Annotated in this window: 19 protein-coding genes; 4 read left to right on the top strand and 15 right to left on the bottom strand. The window is 33.1% G+C overall.

Translation table 11 applies throughout. The features are described 5' to 3' along the window. Positions 1-62: 62 nt before the first annotated feature. The 10 genes from RBH94_RS09610 to RBH94_RS09565 all read right to left on the bottom strand — a co-directional run bounded on the left by RBH94_RS09610 (position 63) and on the right by RBH94_RS09565 (position 9,893). Positions 63-2,339, bottom strand: a complete 2,277-nt coding sequence (locus tag RBH94_RS09610) for a T9SS type A sorting domain-containing protein (RefSeq protein ID WP_307880707.1) — start codon at positions 2,337-2,339, stop codon at positions 63-65. Between the two features lie 100 nt (positions 2,340-2,439). After that, on the bottom strand, positions 2,440-3,606 hold the full coding sequence (locus RBH94_RS09605) for a hypothetical protein (RefSeq protein WP_307880706.1): 1,167 nt from the start codon (positions 3,604-3,606) through the stop codon (positions 2,440-2,442). Between the two features lie 61 nt (positions 3,607-3,667). After that, entirely contained in the window at positions 3,668-3,916 is a 249-nt protein-coding gene (locus RBH94_RS09600) for a hypothetical protein (protein ID WP_307880705.1), read from the bottom strand. A 39-nt stretch (positions 3,917-3,955) separates the two neighbouring features. After that, positions 3,956-4,093, bottom strand: coding sequence for a hypothetical protein (locus RBH94_RS09595; protein WP_307880704.1), 138 nt, complete (start codon positions 4,091-4,093; stop codon positions 3,956-3,958). Beyond that, the gene (locus RBH94_RS09590; RefSeq protein ID WP_307880703.1) at positions 4,094-4,288 is read right to left on the bottom strand and encodes a hypothetical protein; all 195 of its coding nucleotides are present in this window, start codon (positions 4,286-4,288) and stop codon (positions 4,094-4,096) included. A 91-nt stretch (positions 4,289-4,379) separates the two neighbouring features. Then, positions 4,380-4,703 carry a hypothetical protein gene (locus RBH94_RS09585; protein WP_307880702.1) on the bottom strand — a complete coding sequence of 108 codons (324 nt, stop codon included), beginning with the start codon at positions 4,701-4,703 and terminating at the stop codon, positions 4,380-4,382. Positions 4,704-4,800: 97 nt separating this feature from the next. Further along, positions 4,801-5,559 (bottom strand): LytTR family DNA-binding domain-containing protein, encoded by a 759-nt coding sequence (locus RBH94_RS09580; protein WP_307880701.1) that lies wholly within the window; start codon positions 5,557-5,559, stop codon positions 4,801-4,803. A gap of 14 nt (positions 5,560-5,573) precedes the next feature. Next, the gene (locus tag RBH94_RS09575) at positions 5,574-8,471 is read right to left on the bottom strand and encodes a histidine kinase (protein ID WP_307880700.1); all 2,898 of its coding nucleotides are present in this window, start codon (positions 8,469-8,471) and stop codon (positions 5,574-5,576) included. 20 nt (positions 8,472-8,491) lie between these two features. Next, on the bottom strand, positions 8,492-9,514 hold the full coding sequence (locus tag RBH94_RS09570; RefSeq protein WP_307880699.1) for an FAD:protein FMN transferase: 1,023 nt from the start codon (positions 9,512-9,514) through the stop codon (positions 8,492-8,494). A gap of 1 nt (position 9,515) precedes the next feature. Continuing rightward, on the bottom strand, positions 9,516-9,893 hold the full coding sequence (locus RBH94_RS09565; protein WP_307880698.1) for a Na(+)-translocating NADH-quinone reductase subunit F: 378 nt from the start codon (positions 9,891-9,893) through the stop codon (positions 9,516-9,518). A 120-nt stretch (positions 9,894-10,013) separates the two neighbouring features. Between RBH94_RS09565 and RBH94_RS09560 the strand changes: the two genes are divergently transcribed. The 4 genes from RBH94_RS09560 (at position 10,014) to RBH94_RS09545 (ending at position 13,136) form a co-directional block, all read left to right on the top strand. After that, on the top strand, positions 10,014-11,453 hold the full coding sequence (locus tag RBH94_RS09560; protein ID WP_307880697.1) for a DASS family sodium-coupled anion symporter: 1,440 nt from the start codon (positions 10,014-10,016) through the stop codon (positions 11,451-11,453). Positions 11,454-11,511: 58 nt separating this feature from the next. Beyond that, positions 11,512-11,967 carry a Na(+)-translocating NADH-quinone reductase subunit F gene (locus RBH94_RS09555; protein ID WP_307880696.1) on the top strand — a complete coding sequence of 152 codons (456 nt, stop codon included), beginning with the start codon at positions 11,512-11,514 and terminating at the stop codon, positions 11,965-11,967. Between the two features lie 68 nt (positions 11,968-12,035). After that, a complete protein-coding gene (locus RBH94_RS09550; RefSeq protein WP_307880695.1) occupies positions 12,036-12,431 on the top strand; it encodes a hypothetical protein in 396 nt (131 codons plus the stop codon). Between the two features lie 114 nt (positions 12,432-12,545). Continuing rightward, positions 12,546-13,136 (top strand): cytochrome c, encoded by a 591-nt coding sequence (locus RBH94_RS09545; protein ID WP_307880694.1) that lies wholly within the window; start codon positions 12,546-12,548, stop codon positions 13,134-13,136. 64 nt (positions 13,137-13,200) lie between these two features. Here RBH94_RS09545 and nqrF read toward each other — a convergent pair whose 3' ends face one another. The 5 genes from nqrF to RBH94_RS09520 are packed head-to-tail and all read right to left on the bottom strand — an operon-like array spanning position 13,201 to position 17,944. After that, positions 13,201-14,508, bottom strand: coding sequence for an NADH:ubiquinone reductase (Na(+)-transporting) subunit F (gene nqrF / locus RBH94_RS09540; RefSeq protein WP_307883155.1), 1,308 nt, complete (start codon positions 14,506-14,508; stop codon positions 13,201-13,203). Positions 14,509-14,512: 4 nt separating this feature from the next. After that, positions 14,513-15,253, bottom strand: a complete 741-nt coding sequence (gene nqrE / locus RBH94_RS09535) for an NADH:ubiquinone reductase (Na(+)-transporting) subunit E (protein WP_241739557.1) — start codon at positions 15,251-15,253, stop codon at positions 14,513-14,515. Between the two features lie 45 nt (positions 15,254-15,298). Next, complete coding sequence (locus RBH94_RS09530) at positions 15,299-15,943, bottom strand: NADH:ubiquinone reductase (Na(+)-transporting) subunit D (protein ID WP_188224532.1); 645 nt, start codon at positions 15,941-15,943, stop codon at positions 15,299-15,301. A gap of 4 nt (positions 15,944-15,947) precedes the next feature. Beyond that, complete coding sequence (locus RBH94_RS09525; RefSeq protein WP_307880693.1) at positions 15,948-16,700, bottom strand: Na(+)-translocating NADH-quinone reductase subunit C; 753 nt, start codon at positions 16,698-16,700, stop codon at positions 15,948-15,950. Positions 16,701-16,702: 2 nt separating this feature from the next. Next, positions 16,703-17,944, bottom strand: a complete 1,242-nt coding sequence (locus RBH94_RS09520; protein ID WP_307880692.1) for an NADH:ubiquinone reductase (Na(+)-transporting) subunit B — start codon at positions 17,942-17,944, stop codon at positions 16,703-16,705. Positions 17,945-18,018: the final 74 nt, after the last annotated feature.

The following is an 18,018-nucleotide window of genomic DNA, read 5'->3' as shown; positions in this document are numbered from 1 at the left end:
TGTACATAAAACAAACTTCCCTTTAAAAATTGATTAATTATATTTTTAGTGCTTTTAAACAATTAATTTTTAACAAACTTTAAAGTTGTTACTTTTCCTTTTATTGTTACTCTTACTAAATAAATACCACTTTTTAAATCTGAAACATCAATAGCATTGATATTTTTAACTGTTTTAATATAGTTTCCTAAAACCGAATACAGACTTAATGATTCTATATTAAAATCTGATTTAATATTTAACATAGATTGCACTGGATTTGGATAAACAAAAAACTTTTTAACAAGAGTGTAATCATTTATACTCAAAGCATTATCAAACTCAAAAGCACCCCTATCAACTGTGGTATTTACAATTCTTGGATTATTAAGCAAATCTACACTTCCAATAACAAAAGTATTATCACCATTATTAATGGCTGGAGATGTATTTTGAAGTGTAAAATCGTTAGCCAAAAAATCGGTAAAATCTGGCGATGTATTCAAAGTAGCTGTTTGTTGAGCTGAAGATATATTACTAAAATTATCTTCGGCTGTATTATTGTATAAATTTAAAGCTGAAGGAATACCACTATCTCCAACAGAATTGACTATTACTCCATTTGAAGATTCATTTCCCCAAAAAATATTATTTACTAAACTAACCGTATGCACCGATGCTGTTGGTAACGCTTCTAACACTACAACAAATCTATCTCTTGCCTGATATAATGTGGCTTCTTCTCTGTTTTTAACGAAAGTACAGTTGCTAATAGTTGTTGAAAATGTGCTTTGCGGATCTGCTTGAATGATTCGCATTGCGCTAGCAAATTGTCCCTGTGTATCAAATACATTGTCTTTGACTATGTTGTGATTAAACAGCGTATTCGAAATTTTTATAGAAGCATTTACAAACGATGAAAAAGAATCATCATTATTAGAAATATAAATACCACCTCCAAGTTTTGCTACATTATTTTCAAAAACACACTGATTAATATATATACCCAATCCTGCTGTATTGTAAGTAGTAAGATTACTCCTGTAATTCAGATAAATACCCGCCCCATTTTGCTGTAAGTTATTCGTAAATTTACAGTTGTTAAAAGAAATATTAGGAAACTCATTATTAGGTTGCGCCAATCTAATAGCTCCAGCACCTGTTTGTGAATACGCTCTTGTAAACGTAAGGCCATCTATTATAGTCATATTTGTAACTGAAAAATTATCGATTCTAAGCAAACGTCCAAAATTATCGCTTGTTGTTGAGGCTCCAAAAGTAAAATCTGGTATTGCAGTACCATCATCTCCATTTACATCGCCACTAATTATGGTTTCATTATTACCAAAAACACGCTCATTAAGTTGGGTTTCTGTACCTGCAAATCCGCCATAAATTTTAACACCTCTCGCCGTTATTGTGATTCCAGTATTTTGGTTTCCGCCAACAGAAGTAGTTGGCACATATGTACCACCTTTAATCCAAAATTCAGAATTATCAGCAGCATTTTCTAAAGCTGATGTAATATCAGTATAAGCGTTTGTCCAACTTGAACCATCATTGGTTCCTGTGGCATCTTGGTCGATATAAGATATATTGATAAACTCGTTAGATAAAGCCAAAATTTCAGACTGCGTTAATGCTCTGGTATACTCTCTGTAATTATCTATAACATCCTGATAACCCAATCCTATCCTCAAGTCAGGTGAGTTACTAAAAAGATATGAATTAAGACTAGATCCAGACTGCTCTGCTATTTCAGATGTATCATCAGTACTTATTAGCACTCCATCAACGTACATAGAGTATCGATAACTAAAATAATTTTGTGGTGGACCCGACGGAAATGTTTGCACTCGAGTAATCTCCTCACCTGTAATTGTTACATGATGCCATTCATCATCATTAATTGCAGAAGACACAACAACACCATCTGTACTGTAATTGCTACCATACCTAAAGCTACCCACAAAAACTAGTGTTCCATTAAATATTAAATCTAAATAATAACCTGCATTAAAAGTCGCTATATCGTTATATTGCTCTAAAATTCTAGCAGAACCAGAAGACGTTTTTAACCATAAACTAATTGTAAAATCGCCAGTTCCTGTTGGGTGTAAACCTCCGTTTAAACGCGTATTGTTTAGGTCTAATGCACCACCATAATTACCTAATACATCTTGAGTTTGTTGAATATTATTTACGCTATCAATATTTAAATCATATGTTCCTGGTGACACATCATTTTGGATAGATCCATTTGTAAAGAGATACGATCTTGATAAACCCGTGGTAGGAATTTGAGCCAGAGCTATCATACTAGTCAACAACGTTGCTAGTAAAAGTAATTTTGTTTTCATAATAGATTTGATTTTAAATTTTGAATCAAAATTCTAGAAAGAAGTAGTTGATTTAATTTTTTCTTTCTGAAAGGAATTTATTTTTTGCTGAAAGGCACTTTCAATCTTCTTGTAAAATTAAATCGGTAAGCTTGCTATTAAAATTAACTTCGTTAATGCCAAGTAAGGTATCTACTGTTTTTAAGAAATTTTCAAGTCTATTATCACGACCTGAGTTTATGAGCTTTAGCACACCTACTGTTCCATATATTTTCTCAACTTCTTTTGCTAAAACAGCTGCAATAGCAGATTGAGATGCTACTTCTGGTGCATATTTATCAAATAATGATGTATTGTTTTTAAAGACTTCTAATAAGTTAAGTTCTGGTTGATGTTCCACCAATTGTTTTAGATGATTTATTAAGGTGTCAAACAAAATCATGTTTCCGTTTTGATCTGTGTAATAGGCATTCCCCCAGAGGTAAGCTAAAGCTTTTTCGGCTATCCAGTTTCTATTAATATGGTTATTAATTTTTCCTGAGTAATAATGAAAAATATCATGTGAGAAATCTTCATTCCCCATTACAGAAAAAATGGCACGATTACCAACTAAACCATAACCATCGCGATATAATCCGTTATCGCTAATAGAATAATCGAAACCTCGCATATTTAAAATAGCTTGGTAATCTTCACAAATAAAAAACTGAAACTGTTCTGGTTTTACATTGAGTTTTTTTGCTATTTCAGAATTTTTACTATCAAATAGTTTAGCATTTTCTGTGTCAATACACTTTTTATAATAGTAAGTTATGTTTCCAACTATTTGCGTGTCCCAATCTTTTATTTGTTCTTCTAATGGAATATAAAACATGTATTTACCATTAATCTTTGTAGTAAAAAAATGAAATAGACACAACAAATCTGCCGCTTCATCCTCTTGATGCATTACAATCGCTGTAGTAATCTCTATTTTAGATTTACTTTTCGGAATGATGTTTAGAACAGACCATGACCTATCTGGTTTTAATTCACCATTTTCATCAACTATATAATCACTAAATTTTTTAAACGATGAAACCGACAACTTTCTATATGATTCTTTAATATAAGACGTGTCTATATTTTTCGTTAAGCAACTTTTTAAGAAAGTTGAAAGATCATTTTTTAGAAATTCAAATTCTGTAGAATCTACAGGTACTCTAGCATATTTTGATATTTTTAAGTCTTGAGAAAATACACTTTGAAACGCCACTAAACATATAATTTTGACTAATACTTTTTTCATATTATTAACTATCAAAACAAAAAAGACCTTAACAATTCTAAGCCTTTAGATACAACAAAAGCTATTTATTAATGGTTACTGTACCACCACAATTACTATCTGCTGAATAAAATTTATGACCTGGTAATCCTTTGGCATCACTATAATAATAGTATAAATCTATAGTACATGCTTGTATTAATTGACCTCCAGAAGGTATCTCGTGGGTTATGAATGCTTTTTTAGAAGAACCCTCCCAAATCGTACTTCCTTTTTTGTTAGAAACTGTTACATTAACGTTATTTTTTAACCACTTTTGGTAAGCCAACATACGTTGGTATTCTGTACTATTAAAAATATCGTCATTGTATTATTTCATGGCTTTGTCCATCATGGCGCGCTTATCGTCTATATATATTTTTGTTCTAGCATTTTCAGGATTTGCTACCCATTGCTTATAGTTAGCTTTTTGCTTTTTAGTAGCTTCGTCTAAATATGGCTGTAGCACTTAGGCTTTTACTTTGTCGATATCTACACCAACGGACTTTAAACCGTTCATTTTAGACTTTAGCGATTTTAAAAGTCCTTTTTTCTTCTTTGTCTTTGGGGCAGGTTCTGTAGTTTTGCTTACTACTTTTCCCGCTTTTAGCACAAACCTAATTTCGTAATCATCTTTACTTTCCCATTTTTGAAGAAAAAACATGTAATCATCAATAAATACAATTCTATCACGACCAACGCTTCTGCCTTTTCTTATTACATAACCTACTTTTTCCTGTAATTTTTTGTTACCCTCAAAAAACGCTTTTTAGATAGGTTACTGGAAAGGCTATATTATCTGGGAAATATTGACTTGTTTCGTTTCGTATAGATTCGGTTGCGTGATTTGGGTATTGTCTTAAAACAATTTCAAAATGGTCGTTAGGTTGGTTTTTATCAAATTGCACATCGGTAATTTCCATTACGCCATTATGACTTTTATACAAATCGGCAACAATTCTGTATTCACCTCTTGAGACATTGTTTCTAATAATTTCACTTTGATTTTTAACCTCTTGAGCTTGAGCAGAAATAGCGGTTAAAAAAATCCAGAACTTAAATAGTTTAAATGTTTTCATTTTCGCTTTTTATTTATTGACAAACAAAAATGAAAAGTAGAAGCTTGACTTATTTCTTTTTTTTTTGAAAGCAGTTTACTTTTTGCCGAATCTACCTTTAAATGTTAAATGTTTCTCTTATTAGCTCCATAAATTCGTTACGCTTATCTTTAGAAATTGGAATTGTCATATTATTGCTCATCACTAGATGATGACCATCGCGTTTTGATAATTCTTTGATATGCTTGATATTTACGAAGTAAGAACGATGTGTTTTATGAAAAAAAGTTAGGTTACTTAGTTGTTCTACAAAATGTTTTATGGGCTTGCAGATAAATTCTGTATGGCCATTATCAAGATAAACTTTAGTGTACATACCATCAGCTTCAAAAAGTATAATCTCTTCGTGCGAGACAAAAATAAATCCCTTCGGAATTTCTAATGCTATTTTATTTAAAGCTAATTGTTTAAAGGTATTTTTTAAATGGTTTAACTGGGTATTAATATTTGCTTTATTTAATGTGGTTATTGCTTTTTTAGTGGCTAGTTTAAGTTCGGTTTTATCAATTGGTTTTAGTAAGTAATCTATTGCTGTAATTTTAAAAGCGTCTACCGCATATTTGTTATAAGCTGTGGTGAAAATAATCTGAAAGTTTATTTCTTCTTCTGTTAAAAATTCTACTATTTGCAAACCTGAGTATTCTGGCATTTCAATATCTAAATACACAATTTGCGGTTGTTCTTCTTTAATTAACGCTACACCTGTTTCTAAATCTGATGCTTCAAGAATTGTTGTGATTTCAGAAAAAAGTTCTTCTATAATGCATCTTAAAAGTCGTCTTGCTTTATTTTCGTCGTCAACAATTAGTACTTTCATAAGTATTATTCTGATTATAAAGGTATTGAAATTATAATTATTGTTCCTGAATCTTTGGTGTAAGAGCTACTATTAATTATGACTTCAATTTTATTTGTTCTGTTATGATTTATAAGTTTTACTCTTTTTTGGTTAGCGCTTGTGGCAAATGAACGATGTTGTGGGTTACGGTTTTGATTAAGACGCATAGAAGCTTCTACTCCAATACCATTGTCTTTTATAATACAAAGACATTTGGTTTTAGCATCATTTAACTTAAAGATTATTTCTAATTTCCTATTGTCTTTCTTGTGCAGCAACCCATGTTTTAAGGCATTTTCCACATAAGGTTGAATAAATAGCGAAGGTACTTTAATCTTATTTGCATTTAAATTTTCCGAAATAGTTATGGCGTAATTTAAAGCATCTTCAAACCTGTTTTTTTCGAGTTCTAGATATATTTTTAGCGCGTTAATTTCTTGAGAAAGTGAAACTTCATCTTGCCTGCTGTGGTCTAAATAAATACGTATTAATCTTGAAAATTTTATAAGAAAACTACTTGCTAGATCTTTCTCATTCAACACAATATACTCTTGTATAGAATTAAGTGCGTTGAATATAAAATGTGGATTCATTTGGGAACGAAGATTTTCTAATTGCGATAACACTAGTTGCCTATTTATCATTTCGTTTTGCAATTGCGCATTTTGCCTTCGCTTTAATTTGTTAATTTTTATAATGTACAATGCATAAAGTAAACCTGTTATAATTAATGCTATAAAGGTATAAAACCACCAAGTATTCCAAAACGGTTTAGCTATAGCAAAATTTATTGTTTTTACATTACCTTTATTATTAGCTAGTTTAACTTCAAAGGTATAGTTTCCACTAGGCAAACTATTATAAACTACAGAATTCACATAATCATCTGTGGTATACCAATTTTTACTTTGCCCTAATAAACGGTAATTATATTTGGTATTTTCGTTACTTTTAAACCCATTAACATTAAAGACTATTTTTACTGAATTTTCATTGTGAGCCAATTGATATTGCGATAAAAGTTTTTGATTTTTAGAATTAACTTGTACGTTGGTAAAATATATTTTCGGAGTGACATTAGTTTTAAATGAAGTTGTTTTGTTGATACTAAAAAGACCTTGTGTAGAGGCAAAAAACACATGATTACCAATGGTTTCTATATCTGTAATACGATAAGAAGGTATATCTTCTCTTACCGTTAAATTTTTAAACGTTTTAAAGGAAAAATCATAAAATTGAATACCTTTTTCTGTAGCTATCCAAAGTGAATTTTTATCACCTTTTATCTGAGTGATCCTATTAGAAAACAACCCCTTCTCTTTAGTAACATGAGCTATAACACTATCATTTTTAACACAATAAACCCCATTTTTAAAAGTAGACACCCAAATGTTTCCATCTTCTGTTTCGGTAATAGTTTTTACATAAATAGACGTTTTATTGGCTTTTATTTCTTTAGTATCATTAGTAGTATCGATATAAAAAAGCCCATCTACCGAAGCATTGTAAAACGCATTATTGCTTCTTGAAAAATGGTTACCATAAGACCTTTGCGACATTATTACGTCTACCTTATTAAACGCTTGGTTAAAAAACTCTAAACTTCTGTATGTAGAAACACTATACTTTGCATTACCATAAGCTATACCCTTAGCTCCGTTAAGTTTATTATTAATGGTCGTTAAGGTTTTGTTAGATAGATTATAAATTTGAGTTTTATCCTCTTTGGAAACAATAATTGTATCGGATTGTTGTTTTTTAAAAATTTTGCTCACACGATATGCTGAACTTTTGTCTATTATTTTAACCTGTCCGTTATTAATATTAAGGCTACCAAAATGCCCTTTGCTTGTACCAAAAAGCAATGTAGAATCGTTTATTTTTTCTATTTGCGATAAATTTTTAGATGCATCTAATAAGTCGTATTCTAAAACATTAATATTGGGATAAATATAAATACCGTCGCCTTTGGTGATTATCCAAAAATTATTGAAACTATCTTTTATCACTTTAGTAATATATATAGAACTAAAAAGCGTATGAATAAGTCTTAATTTATCTTCCTTTAACTGGCATACATAAAGTCCACAATCTGTAGAAAACCAAATCTGATCTGCTTTAAAAAAAACATTTAAAATGGTTCTTGAAACCAATTGATCTGGTAGTGTTATTTGATAATCTTTACCTGTTACAGCATCTATCTTGTAAAATTTATTTTTCTTGAATTGAGAAAAGAAATACAAGACTAAACTATCTTTTTCTATAACATTAATTTTACGTGATATCCCTAATTGCGCTTTATCATTACTAAAAACACCAACTGAAATACTTTTTTTGTTTTTAAACTGAAAGTCTGCCTTTACTATTTTATCATCTTCAGTATATATATACCCTGTCTTATTTTTGCTTAAATTTCCTATTTCAACCTTTTTATTAAGCGCTTTTTTTAACATTTTACTTTTTAGATTAACAGAAAGGATGTTGTGTCTAGTAATAATTATTAATTCAGAATTTGTTACTAAAAATTCTGTGATTTGTCCTTTTAATTCTTTTGACAAATCAATAAAATGATACATAGTATTGCCAGACACATAAAAAAATTGCCCTGAAATATTATTACACCACACACGACCTAAATGATCTTCAAAAACACCAAAAACAGCATTACCTCTTTGCTCTGAATTAGTGAAGTGTTGATAGCTTTTTCCATCATAACGATAAAGACCATTATCTGCAGCTAGCCAAATAAACTTTTTGGAATCTTCAAGAATATTATAAAATTCAATATCAGGAAGACCATCTTTTTCAGTTAAATGTATTTTTGCAGGTTGTTGACCAAAAATGACACCAACAAAATGGATAAAGAAAAAACACTGCAGTAGCCTGTCCATAAAGATAATTTGGTCACAAATTAATCTTTATTACTATAAGTAAGTCTATTTTTTGCTGACTTACCATTTTTATTTGCTGAAAAGCCGTTAAGGCTTAAGGTTTCAAATTCGTGCTGTTCGTTTTCAAAAATCAAAAACACTTTTAGTTCGGGATGCGATTTTAAAAACGTCTTTACACCTTCAACACCCATAGCTTTAAATGCAGTGGCATAAGCATCGGCCGTCATACAATCTGACGCAATAACCGAAATACTCAACAAATTCGTTTTACTTGGATAACCGGTTTCGGTATTAATAATATGCGCATATTTATTACCATTTTCATCCACCTTAAACTTTCTGTATGTGCCAGATGTTGCCATAGCTTCATCTTTAACGGTAATGCCTTTTAAGATAGATTGCGTACCATCAAAATGCGGTTGCTCTACTCCAACTTTCCAAGGCGATTGTTTTTCAGCATTAATACCACGCGTTCTAATCTCCCCGCCTATTTCAACCAAATAATTCCTGATGTTTTTACTTTCTAAAAACTGACCAATAACATCAACACCATAGCCTTTGGCAATGGCGTTAAAATCGATAAAAGTGCCTGCCGGCTTCTTTAAAACATGGTTATTCAGTTGGACTTTATTAAAACCAACCGACAGCATTAAACTATCTATTTTAAGGCTATCGAGATTTACTATTTTTCCACCCGGACCAAAATCCCAGGCATTTACTAAAGCACCAATGGTTGGATCGAAAGCACCTTGTGTTGCTTTATAAATATTCTTTGAAGTGTTAAAAACAGTTTCGAAATGCGTATCGACCAAGCTGTCTTCATTTCTATTAATTCTTGAAATATCAGAGGTTGGAATATAGGTTGACATCGAGTTATTAATAACTGCAAACAAACTATCAAACTGTGGTTGATAATTTACTTCTGAGTCATATAGCACGGAATAACTGGTTCCAAAAACAGGACCTGACAATTTGGTGTTTTTCACTACTGTTTCACAAGATACCATTAACAGCAATAAAGCTGACGCTAGAACAATTTTCATCTTAATTAAGATTTGTTTCAATAATCTGAATACCGTTATATTCCATTAAATACTCCTGATTTAAATAAATAGGCATTTTTTCACCTTCCACATTACCTATGCCTACGCCAGCATAAAGCACTTTAGCATTTTTTTCTCTGGCATGCTTTTTAAAAGTTTCCATCCAAACCACATCGTAGTTGTTCGGATTATCAGGTAAAATTACCGCTCTAACAATCACAAAATAATATTGACTGTTCTTATCGATACACACAAATTGTGGATGCTTTTTCAATTTGCTGTTCACGGCTATAAACTCAAAACCACGTTCTTCGAGATCTTTTCCAACGTGATTCATAGCCAAATTATGTAATTCCTGTTCTGTAAGTGGTTTACTCATATTGCAAAAATAATATTAAAATTTCGCCTACCCTAAAATTAAAAAATGTTTAACTTTAAAGCACTTACTTATTTAATCCTTACCAAATTGAGGGTTCATTTTTGTAATTAAAATCAATATATGACACCACATCCTCTTTCTAAAAGGATCGGACTTTTTTTAGGCCCTATCCTATTCACTTGCCTTAAAATTATACCATTTGAATCCATTTCAAGTAATGCTACTACCGTAATTGCAATTGCCGGATGGATGATATGTTGGTGGATTACAGAAGCGGTGTCTATTTCGGTTACGGCCTTACTCCCTTTACTTTTATTTCCATTATTTAAAGTCATGCCTATGGCCGATGTAGGAGCCAACTACGGAAGTCCAATCATTTTCCTATTCTTTGGTGGTTTTGTTTTGGCTTTGGCCTTAGAAAAAGTAAATCTGCACAAACGTATTGCCTTAACTATTATAAAGAAAACAGGTTCAACCCCTAATCGTGTTATTCTTGGTTTTATGATAGCCACTGGATTTATGAGCATGTGGATTAGTAATACCGCTAGCACAGTGGTCATGCTACCTATTGCGCTTTCGGTTATAAAATTACTCATCAATGACGATGATGGATTTACCAAACAGGATAAAAATTTTGCTTTAAGCGTGATGTTAGGTATTGCTTTCTCGGCAAATGCCGGAGGCATAGCCACGGTAATTGGCACACCTCCCAATTCGGTTTTAATTGGTTTACTGGAAAATGAATACCATATTGAAATCTCCTTTTTAAAATGGATGATAATGGGTTTACCGTTTTCAATCATTTTAATTAGTGTCATTTACTTGGTGATGGTTAAATGGTTTTTTCCTTGTGAGGGATTGGTATTTAACACCGAAAAAGACTTTATAGATCATGAATTGAAAAAACTTGGTAAAACCAGTTCTAGCGAAAGACAGGTCCTTATCATTTTTGGAATCACTGTCTTTTTATGGATTTTCAGAACGGTAATTAACAAGCTGATTCCAGGTTTAGAATTATCGGATACGATGATTAGTATGTTTGGAGCTTTGATGTTATTTACGATACCCCATAACCTAAAACGTGGTGAATTCATTTTAGAATGGCAAGATACCCAGAAATTAGCTTGGGGCATTCTCATGCTATTTGGAGGTGGTTTGGCTTTGGCCAAAGGCATGTCTGCAACAGGTATTGTTGATGTGGTCGCTAGCACAATTGCTACCAGTCAAATAAGTATTTTAGTTATGGCTTCATTACTCATTATTCTTATGTTATTTATGACGGAACTTATGAGCAATGTGGCATTAACCGCCGTTCTTGCTCCAGTAGTAGCAGGAATAGCTTTAGGTTTAGATGTTCCCATGTTACATCTTCTTATTCCAGTAACACTTGCCAGTAGTTGTGCCTTTATGTTACCTATGGCAACCCCGCCTAATGCTATTGTTTTTGCCAGCGGTTATATTAAAGTAAGCGACATGGCCAAAGTTGGTTTTATTTTAAATCTTATCTCTGTTGCACTACTTATTCTTCTGTTTCAAATAGGGTTACCCTTAATATTTTAACACGAGGTTTTTGGAAAAGGAATTGATTTTTAATAATTTACAATGAATTCGTATAATTATGAAAACAGCCAACAACCGTTTAGATACTGCCATAAACAAATTATATACGGCATTTCACGATGACAGACTTCATCCAGAATGTTGTAAACAATGTGCTGTGGGTAACATTTTAGATCATTCAGATACTTGGAAACATTTTTCTGATAATCATGGCTCAACCAAGCTGAATTATATTGGTAAGGTTAATGAGACCTTCGGAAAACGGTTTAATGGGTATACACCTTCAGAATTACTTCTTATTGAAGCTACATTTTTAAATGCCTGTGGCTACCAATTACCATTACATTTTAAAAATAAAAAGCCTAAAAACCCTACTGATAAAGATGTTTTATTCAATGGGCTTCAAGCAGTCATTGAACTATTATGTAAATTGGACGATAGCCAAAATGTGATGGATTACACAAAACTTTTTGAAAATCTAAAAACAACTAAACAATCACTAGTTTTAGATTAACTACATCTGAAACTTTTTATAGACGCAACCATTTAGGAAAATTCGCATCTAACTATAAACATGTCGAAATGATGAAATACTTATTAATTCCTCTACTCTGTCTTTTTATCTTTAGTTGCTCCAGTGGTAATTTAAAAAAAGAAAACAACTTTTCATTCAAACCAGGTGCCTGTATTGATATTCAAAACAACGGATATAAACTATGTATCACTACCATAGAAGATGGCAGGTGTCCTTTAAATATGAATTGTTTATGGCAAGGAAATGCGGCTGTATACTTTATCCTAACTTCAAATCATGAAGACATATCCTTTACTTTAAATACATTCAAGAATTTTAAACAAGACACTATTATTAATAACCTAAAATTTTCGTTAGTTGATGTTCTACCGTACCCGGAACGGACGCCTTCATCTAACTTGGAGGATTACACTATAAAGCTAGAAATTTCCAATCCTGACTAACTAACATTTACAAAAAAAACACTAACACACTTAATATCAGTACACTAAATTACATAATTTAGAAAAATTTTCTTACTTTTAATTTTCACATAATTAACCACTAACCAACATTGTATGAAAATTAATCAATTTATTCTAACTACCTTATGTAGCGCCTCTCTATTGGCATGTATTTCAAAAGAAAAGAAAGAAACTACCGAAGCTTATGAGACTATTGAAGTAAAAGAAGTCGCCATTGATCCCGTTAAACGCGGTGAGCATTTAGTGAATGCCATTGGTTGTCACGACTGTCATACGCCTAAAAAATTTACAGAAAAGGGGATGGAACTCGATTTTGATCGTTTACTTTCTGGTCATCCTGCTGATGAAGTCTTACCACCTTACGATAAAGAAACAGCCAAATCCTACCTCTTATTTAATATGGGATTAACAGCCGCAACAGGCCCATGGGGCACCTCCTTTGGTGCGAATTTAACCCCTGATGCTACAGGAATAGGCTCTTGGAGTGAAGAGCAGTTTTTAACTGCCATTAAAAAAGGTCTCTATAAAGGTATGGAAGGCAGCAGACCGCTTTTACCGCCAATGCCTTGGCAATCATATAAAAACTTACCCGACGAGGATTTAAAAGCCATTTTCGCGTATTTAAAAACGATTAAGCCCATCGAAAATATAGTGCCAAACAATATTCCTCCTAAAATGAATTAATACAATATAGCGCATAAAAAAAGCCAACTGTACAGTTGGCTTTTTTATTATGATGAGTTTTAGATTATCCTCCGAAATCATCGAATCTGATGTTTTCATCTGGTAGTCCAAAATCTTCTCCCATTTTTTGTACCGCTTTGTTCATTAACGGTGGTCCACAGAAGTATAATTCAATATCTTCTGGAGCATCGTGTTTGCTTAAGTAGTTATCAATAACACAATTGTGAATGAAACCTACAAAACCATCTCCTGGTGCATCGATATCTTCTTTTACTTTCCAGTTATCTTCTGGTAATGGCTCAGAAAGCGCTAAGAAGAAACGGAAGTTAGGGAACTCTTTTTCTAATTGATAGAAGTGATCTAAGTAGAATAACTCACGCTTAGAACGTCCACCGTACCAATATGTTACTTTACGACCAGTCTTTAATGTTTTGAATAAGTGGTATAAGTGTGAACGCATTGGCGCCATACCTGCTCCTCCACCTACGTAAAGCATCTCAGCTTCCGACTCATTAATAAAGAACTCTCCAAATGGTCCTGAAATAGTTACTTTATCTCCTGGCTTTCTTGAGAAAATGTAAGATGAAGCCACCCCTGGGTTTACATCCATCCAACCATTTTTATTTCTATCCCATGGCGGAGTCGCAATACGTACGTTAAGCATAATATCACGTCCTTCTGCTGGGTAAGAAGCCATAGAGTAAGCTCTCTCAACCGTATCATCATTTTTCATTACTAACGGCCACAATCCGAATTTATCCCACTCTGCCTGGAATTTATCCGGTGTTTCGTGTTCTTCCGGATGCGCTGTAATGTCAATGTCTGAATACTTAATTTCACACTTAGGGATTTCAATCTGAATATATCCACCGGCTTTATAATTCATATCTTCTGGAATACGAACTACAAACTCTTTAATGAACGATGCTACGTTGTAGTTACGTACCACTTCAGCTTCCCATTTTTTAATACCAAATATCTCTTCTGGTATTGTAATATCCATATCTTGTTTTACCTTAACCTGACAAGCTAAACGCGCACCGTGTTGCAACTCCTTACGCGTAAAGTGTGGTGTTTCTGTAGGAAGCGCTGATCCACCTCCTGCATTTACGTGACATTCACATTGAATACACGTTCCACCACCACCACAAGCTGATGGTAAAAATATTTTTTGATTTCCTAAAGTAGATAATAAACTACCTCCTGAAGCAACCTCGATTTCCTTTTCACCATTAATAGTAATCTTTACCGGTCCAGATGGCGATAACTTTTGTTTTACTACTAATAGTAAGGTAACCAGTAAAAGCGTAATAATTAAGAACGCGACTACCGTTGCTACTATTGTTCCTGTTGTACCTGCTGCTAATAAAATCATCTTAATTATTTGTATTGTTAGCTAACTCTTCTTTTGCTGTTTCAGCTGCGTTTAAAGCAACCTGATCGTTTGATGTTTTCTCTTCAATAGAAGCTGTTTTTTCTTCCTTCTTAGCCTCATCATCACCTCCAGTTAACATACCACCAAAACTCATAAATCCAATAGCCATTAATCCTGTAATGATAAAGGTAATACCTAAACCACGTAACGCAGGCGGCACGTTTGAATATCTGATTTTCTCACGGATAGCAGCAATGGCTAAGATTGCTAAAAACCATCCGATACCTGAACCTACACCGTAAACAGTAGCTAAACCTAAGGTTGGAATTTCACGAGATTGCATGAATAATGACCCTCCTAAAATTGCACAGTTTACCGCGATAAGTGGTAAGAAAATACCAAGTGAGTTATATAATGATGGAGAGAACTTCTCTACCACGATTTCTACTAGCTGTACCATGGTTGCAATAGTAGCAATGAATAAGATGAATGATAAGAAGCTTAAATCGTAAGCTGCATACTCTTCCCCTAACCATTTTAAAGCACCAGGTTGTAAAATATACTGATCTAACAACCAGTTTAAAGGTACTGTTATAAGCATTACGAAAATAACGGCAGCCCCTAAACCAACAGCTGTTGAAACTTTTTTAGATACTGCAAGGTAAGAACACATTCCTAAGAAAGTGGCGAATACCATGTTATCTATAAATATTGATTTTAAAAATAATTCTAAATGTTCCATATGTTTTCAATTATGAATTCTGAAATAAGAATCCTAAATTAGAGACTAGTCTTCGATTAATGCTTTGTTTCTAGAACGTTGTACCCAAATAATGATTCCTACCACGATTAAGGCCATTGGCGATAATAACATGAAACCATTATTTTCATATCCTATGGCATACAATCCAGTTTTCTCGATTGGATCTCCTAAAACTTTAAATCCTAATAATGTACCAGAACCTAATAATTCTCTAAAGAAACCAACGATAATAAGAATCACACCATAACCTAAAGCATTACCAATACCATCTAAAAACGATTTCCATGGTCCGTTACCTAAAGCGAAAGCCTCAAAACGTCCCATAATGATACAGTTGGTAATAATTAACCCAACGAATACCGATAGGGTTTTACTTAACTCGTATGAGAATGCTTTTAATACCTGATCTACTATAATTACTAAAGCTGCAACAACAACTAACTGAACTATAATTCTAATTTTTGAAGGAATAATGTTTCTCAATAAAGAGATCACCACGTTACCTATACCTAATACAAATAATACAGATACAGCCATTACAATAGATGCTTTTAACTGCGCTGTAATCGCTAAGGCAGAACAAATACCTAATACCTGAATAGTAATCGGGTTATTATCTGCTAACGGATCTGTAATTAACTTTGCGTCTTTCTTTGATAAAAGTCCCATACGATTAATTATTTTTTAAATTATCAAAATAAGGTTTGTAAAGCTTTAAATCGCTTTTAATCATTGCTGAAACACCATTACCTGTAATCGTTGCTCCTGCAATAGCATCCACCTCATTATCTGTTTTATCTTCGTTTGTTGGATCGGCATTTCCTTTAGCTACGTCCACCCCTTTAAAGTTTCCGTTAGCATCTAATAAATGTTCTCCAATAAAATCGTCCATAAAGAAACGCTCTTTAATGTTCGCTCCTAAACCTGGTGTTTCACCTTTATGATCAAAATATGCGCCTTGAATAACCATATTTTCATCCATTGAAACATATCCCCAGATAGCATCCCAAAGTCCCTTTCCGTAGATTGGCACAATGTAAAATGTCTTTCCGTCCTTCTCTCCAATAAATAAAGGTAAGTTGCGCTTTGCAGCATCTCCACCAGCAGCAGCTTTATCTTTTTTAAGATCGATTAAATAAGCCTGATCATCTTCAGAAACGTTTCCGTTTGTAATAACCTCTTGCTTTGTGATATATTTTGAGAATAATTCGGGTGCCTCTTTTGTGTCTACAAACACTGCGCTACCCGCATCATTATTGTTTACTCCCATAGCATATAGAATATTTTGTTGTTTTTCTATACGCATATTTTCTGAAATCTTTGGACTTAATGAAGAAGCCGTAAATGCTAATAAGGCTCCTACAATTACTACCATTGCTATCGCAAATAGAATAGTATATGAATTTTTGTCTGTTCTATTTTCCATCGTTATGCAACTTTAGCTTTTAAACGTTTCATTCTTTTCTTCACATTACCTTGAACAACGTAATGATCGATAGTTGGTGCAAATACGTTCATTAAAAGAATCGCCAACATCACACCTTCTGGATATGCCGGGTTGAATACACGAATTAAGATAGAAATAAGTCCTATTAAAAATCCGTAGATCCATTTTCCTTTGTTCGTTTGTGAAGCCGTTACAGGATCTGTAGCCATAAACACCGTACCGAAAGCAAAACCTCCAATTAATAAGTGGTGCCAGAATGGTGTATTCATTAATCCGTAAAACTTACTTCCTTCTCCAATAACTCCTGCATCTACCACTTGATTAAAAATTAACCCCATTACAATGGCTCCTAATGCAGAAGACAACATAATTCTCCAGCTTCCAATTTTGGTGAAGATTAAGAATAAACCTCCTAAAAGAATTAATAAGGTAGATGTTTCACCAACCGATCCTGGAATAAACCCTAAGAACATATCTAAAGTACTTACCTCTGATCCTCCAAGCATAAACTCTTTTCCTTGTGCTAAGCTACCTAAAATGGTTTCGCCTGAAATGGCATCTAAATTAGCTCCGGCTGCAATTTCATTTGTTCTTTCAACCGCACCTTCAACCCATACTTTATCTCCAGACATCCAAGTTGGATATGCGAAGAACAAGAATGCACGAATGGTTAAAGCCGGGTTAAGGATGTTCATCCCTGTACCACCGAAAACTTCTTTTCCAATTACCACACCAAAAGCTACTGCCACAGCAAGCATCCAAAGTGGGATATCGATAGGAACAATAAGCGGCACTAACATACCGGTTACTAAGTATCCTTCTTCTACTTCGTGTTTTTTTATGATAGCGAATAAGAACTCAATTCCTAAACCAACACCGTAAGACACGATTACCAACGGAAGAATTTTCCAGAAACCAATGGAGAAGTTCGCTAAAGTCCAGAATTCTGAACTAAAGAAACCACTTGAAACGGCCTGAATGTCTCCAACTGCTAAATTATGTTGATAACCCGCGTTAAACATTCCGAAGATTAAACACGGTATCATAGCCATGATTACAGTATTCATGGTACGCTTTAAATCATCGGCTGCCTTAACATGAGTACCACCATGCGTCGTCTCATTCGGCAAGTATAAGAAAGTATGCAGCGCGTTGAATGCCGGAGCAAACTTCGTGCTTTTGTACTTTTCTTTTAAAACATGTAATTTATTTTTTAAACTCATTTTTTATAGTTTTCATTTCTAATTAGAAAAATGAATAAGATTTATTTTTCATTTTGATGTACAAAACTCAAACA

It is taken from the genome of Aestuariibaculum sp. YM273, assembly GCF_030908365.1.
Taxonomy (GTDB): Bacteria; Bacteroidota; Bacteroidia; order Flavobacteriales; family Flavobacteriaceae; genus Aestuariibaculum; species Aestuariibaculum marinum.
Note: the sequence above shows the minus strand (reverse complement) of the source record. Positions and strands in the feature narration are given on the sequence as shown.

Bases quoted from the DNA above. Each gene is read 5' to 3' on its own strand.
- nqrE (WP_241739557.1), bottom strand. From the start codon at position 15,253: ATGGAACATTTAGAATTATTTTTAAAATCAATATTTATAGATAACATG.
- RBH94_RS09575 (WP_307880700.1), bottom strand. From the start codon at position 8,471: ATGGACAGGCTACTGCAGTGTTTTTTCTTTATCCATTTTGTTGGTGTC.
- RBH94_RS09560 (WP_307880697.1), top strand. From the start codon at position 10,014: ATGACACCACATCCTCTTTCTAAAAGGATCGGACTTTTTTTAGGCCCT.
- RBH94_RS09590 (WP_307880703.1), bottom strand. From the start codon at position 4,288: ATGTTTTTTCTTCAAAAATGGGAAAGTAAAGATGATTACGAAATTAGG.
- RBH94_RS09555 (WP_307880696.1), top strand. From the start codon at position 11,512: ATGAAAACAGCCAACAACCGTTTAGATACTGCCATAAACAAATTATAT.
- RBH94_RS09570 (WP_307880699.1), bottom strand. From the start codon at position 9,514: ATGAAAATTGTTCTAGCGTCAGCTTTATTGCTGTTAATGGTATCTTGT.
- RBH94_RS09600 (WP_307880705.1), bottom strand. From the start codon at position 3,916: ATGTTGGCTTACCAAAAGTGGTTAAAAAATAACGTTAATGTAACAGTT.
- RBH94_RS09545 (WP_307880694.1), top strand. From the start codon at position 12,546: ATGAAAATTAATCAATTTATTCTAACTACCTTATGTAGCGCCTCTCTA.
- RBH94_RS09525 (WP_307880693.1), bottom strand. From the start codon at position 16,700: ATGGAAAATAGAACAGACAAAAATTCATATACTATTCTATTTGCGATA.
- RBH94_RS09565 (WP_307880698.1), bottom strand. From the start codon at position 9,893: ATGAGTAAACCACTTACAGAACAGGAATTACATAATTTGGCTATGAAT.
- RBH94_RS09580 (WP_307880701.1), bottom strand. From the start codon at position 5,559: ATGAAAGTACTAATTGTTGACGACGAAAATAAAGCAAGACGACTTTTA.
- RBH94_RS09605 (WP_307880706.1), bottom strand. From the start codon at position 3,606: ATGAAAAAAGTATTAGTCAAAATTATATGTTTAGTGGCGTTTCAAAGT.
- RBH94_RS09520 (WP_307880692.1), bottom strand. From the start codon at position 17,944: ATGAGTTTAAAAAATAAATTACATGTTTTAAAAGAAAAGTACAAAAGC.
- RBH94_RS09585 (WP_307880702.1), bottom strand. From the start codon at position 4,703: ATGAAAACATTTAAACTATTTAAGTTCTGGATTTTTTTAACCGCTATT.
- RBH94_RS09530 (WP_188224532.1), bottom strand. From the start codon at position 15,943: ATGGGACTTTTATCAAAGAAAGACGCAAAGTTAATTACAGATCCGTTA.
- RBH94_RS09550 (WP_307880695.1), top strand. From the start codon at position 12,036: ATGATGAAATACTTATTAATTCCTCTACTCTGTCTTTTTATCTTTAGT.
- RBH94_RS09610 (WP_307880707.1), bottom strand. From the start codon at position 2,339: ATGAAAACAAAATTACTTTTACTAGCAACGTTGTTGACTAGTATGATA.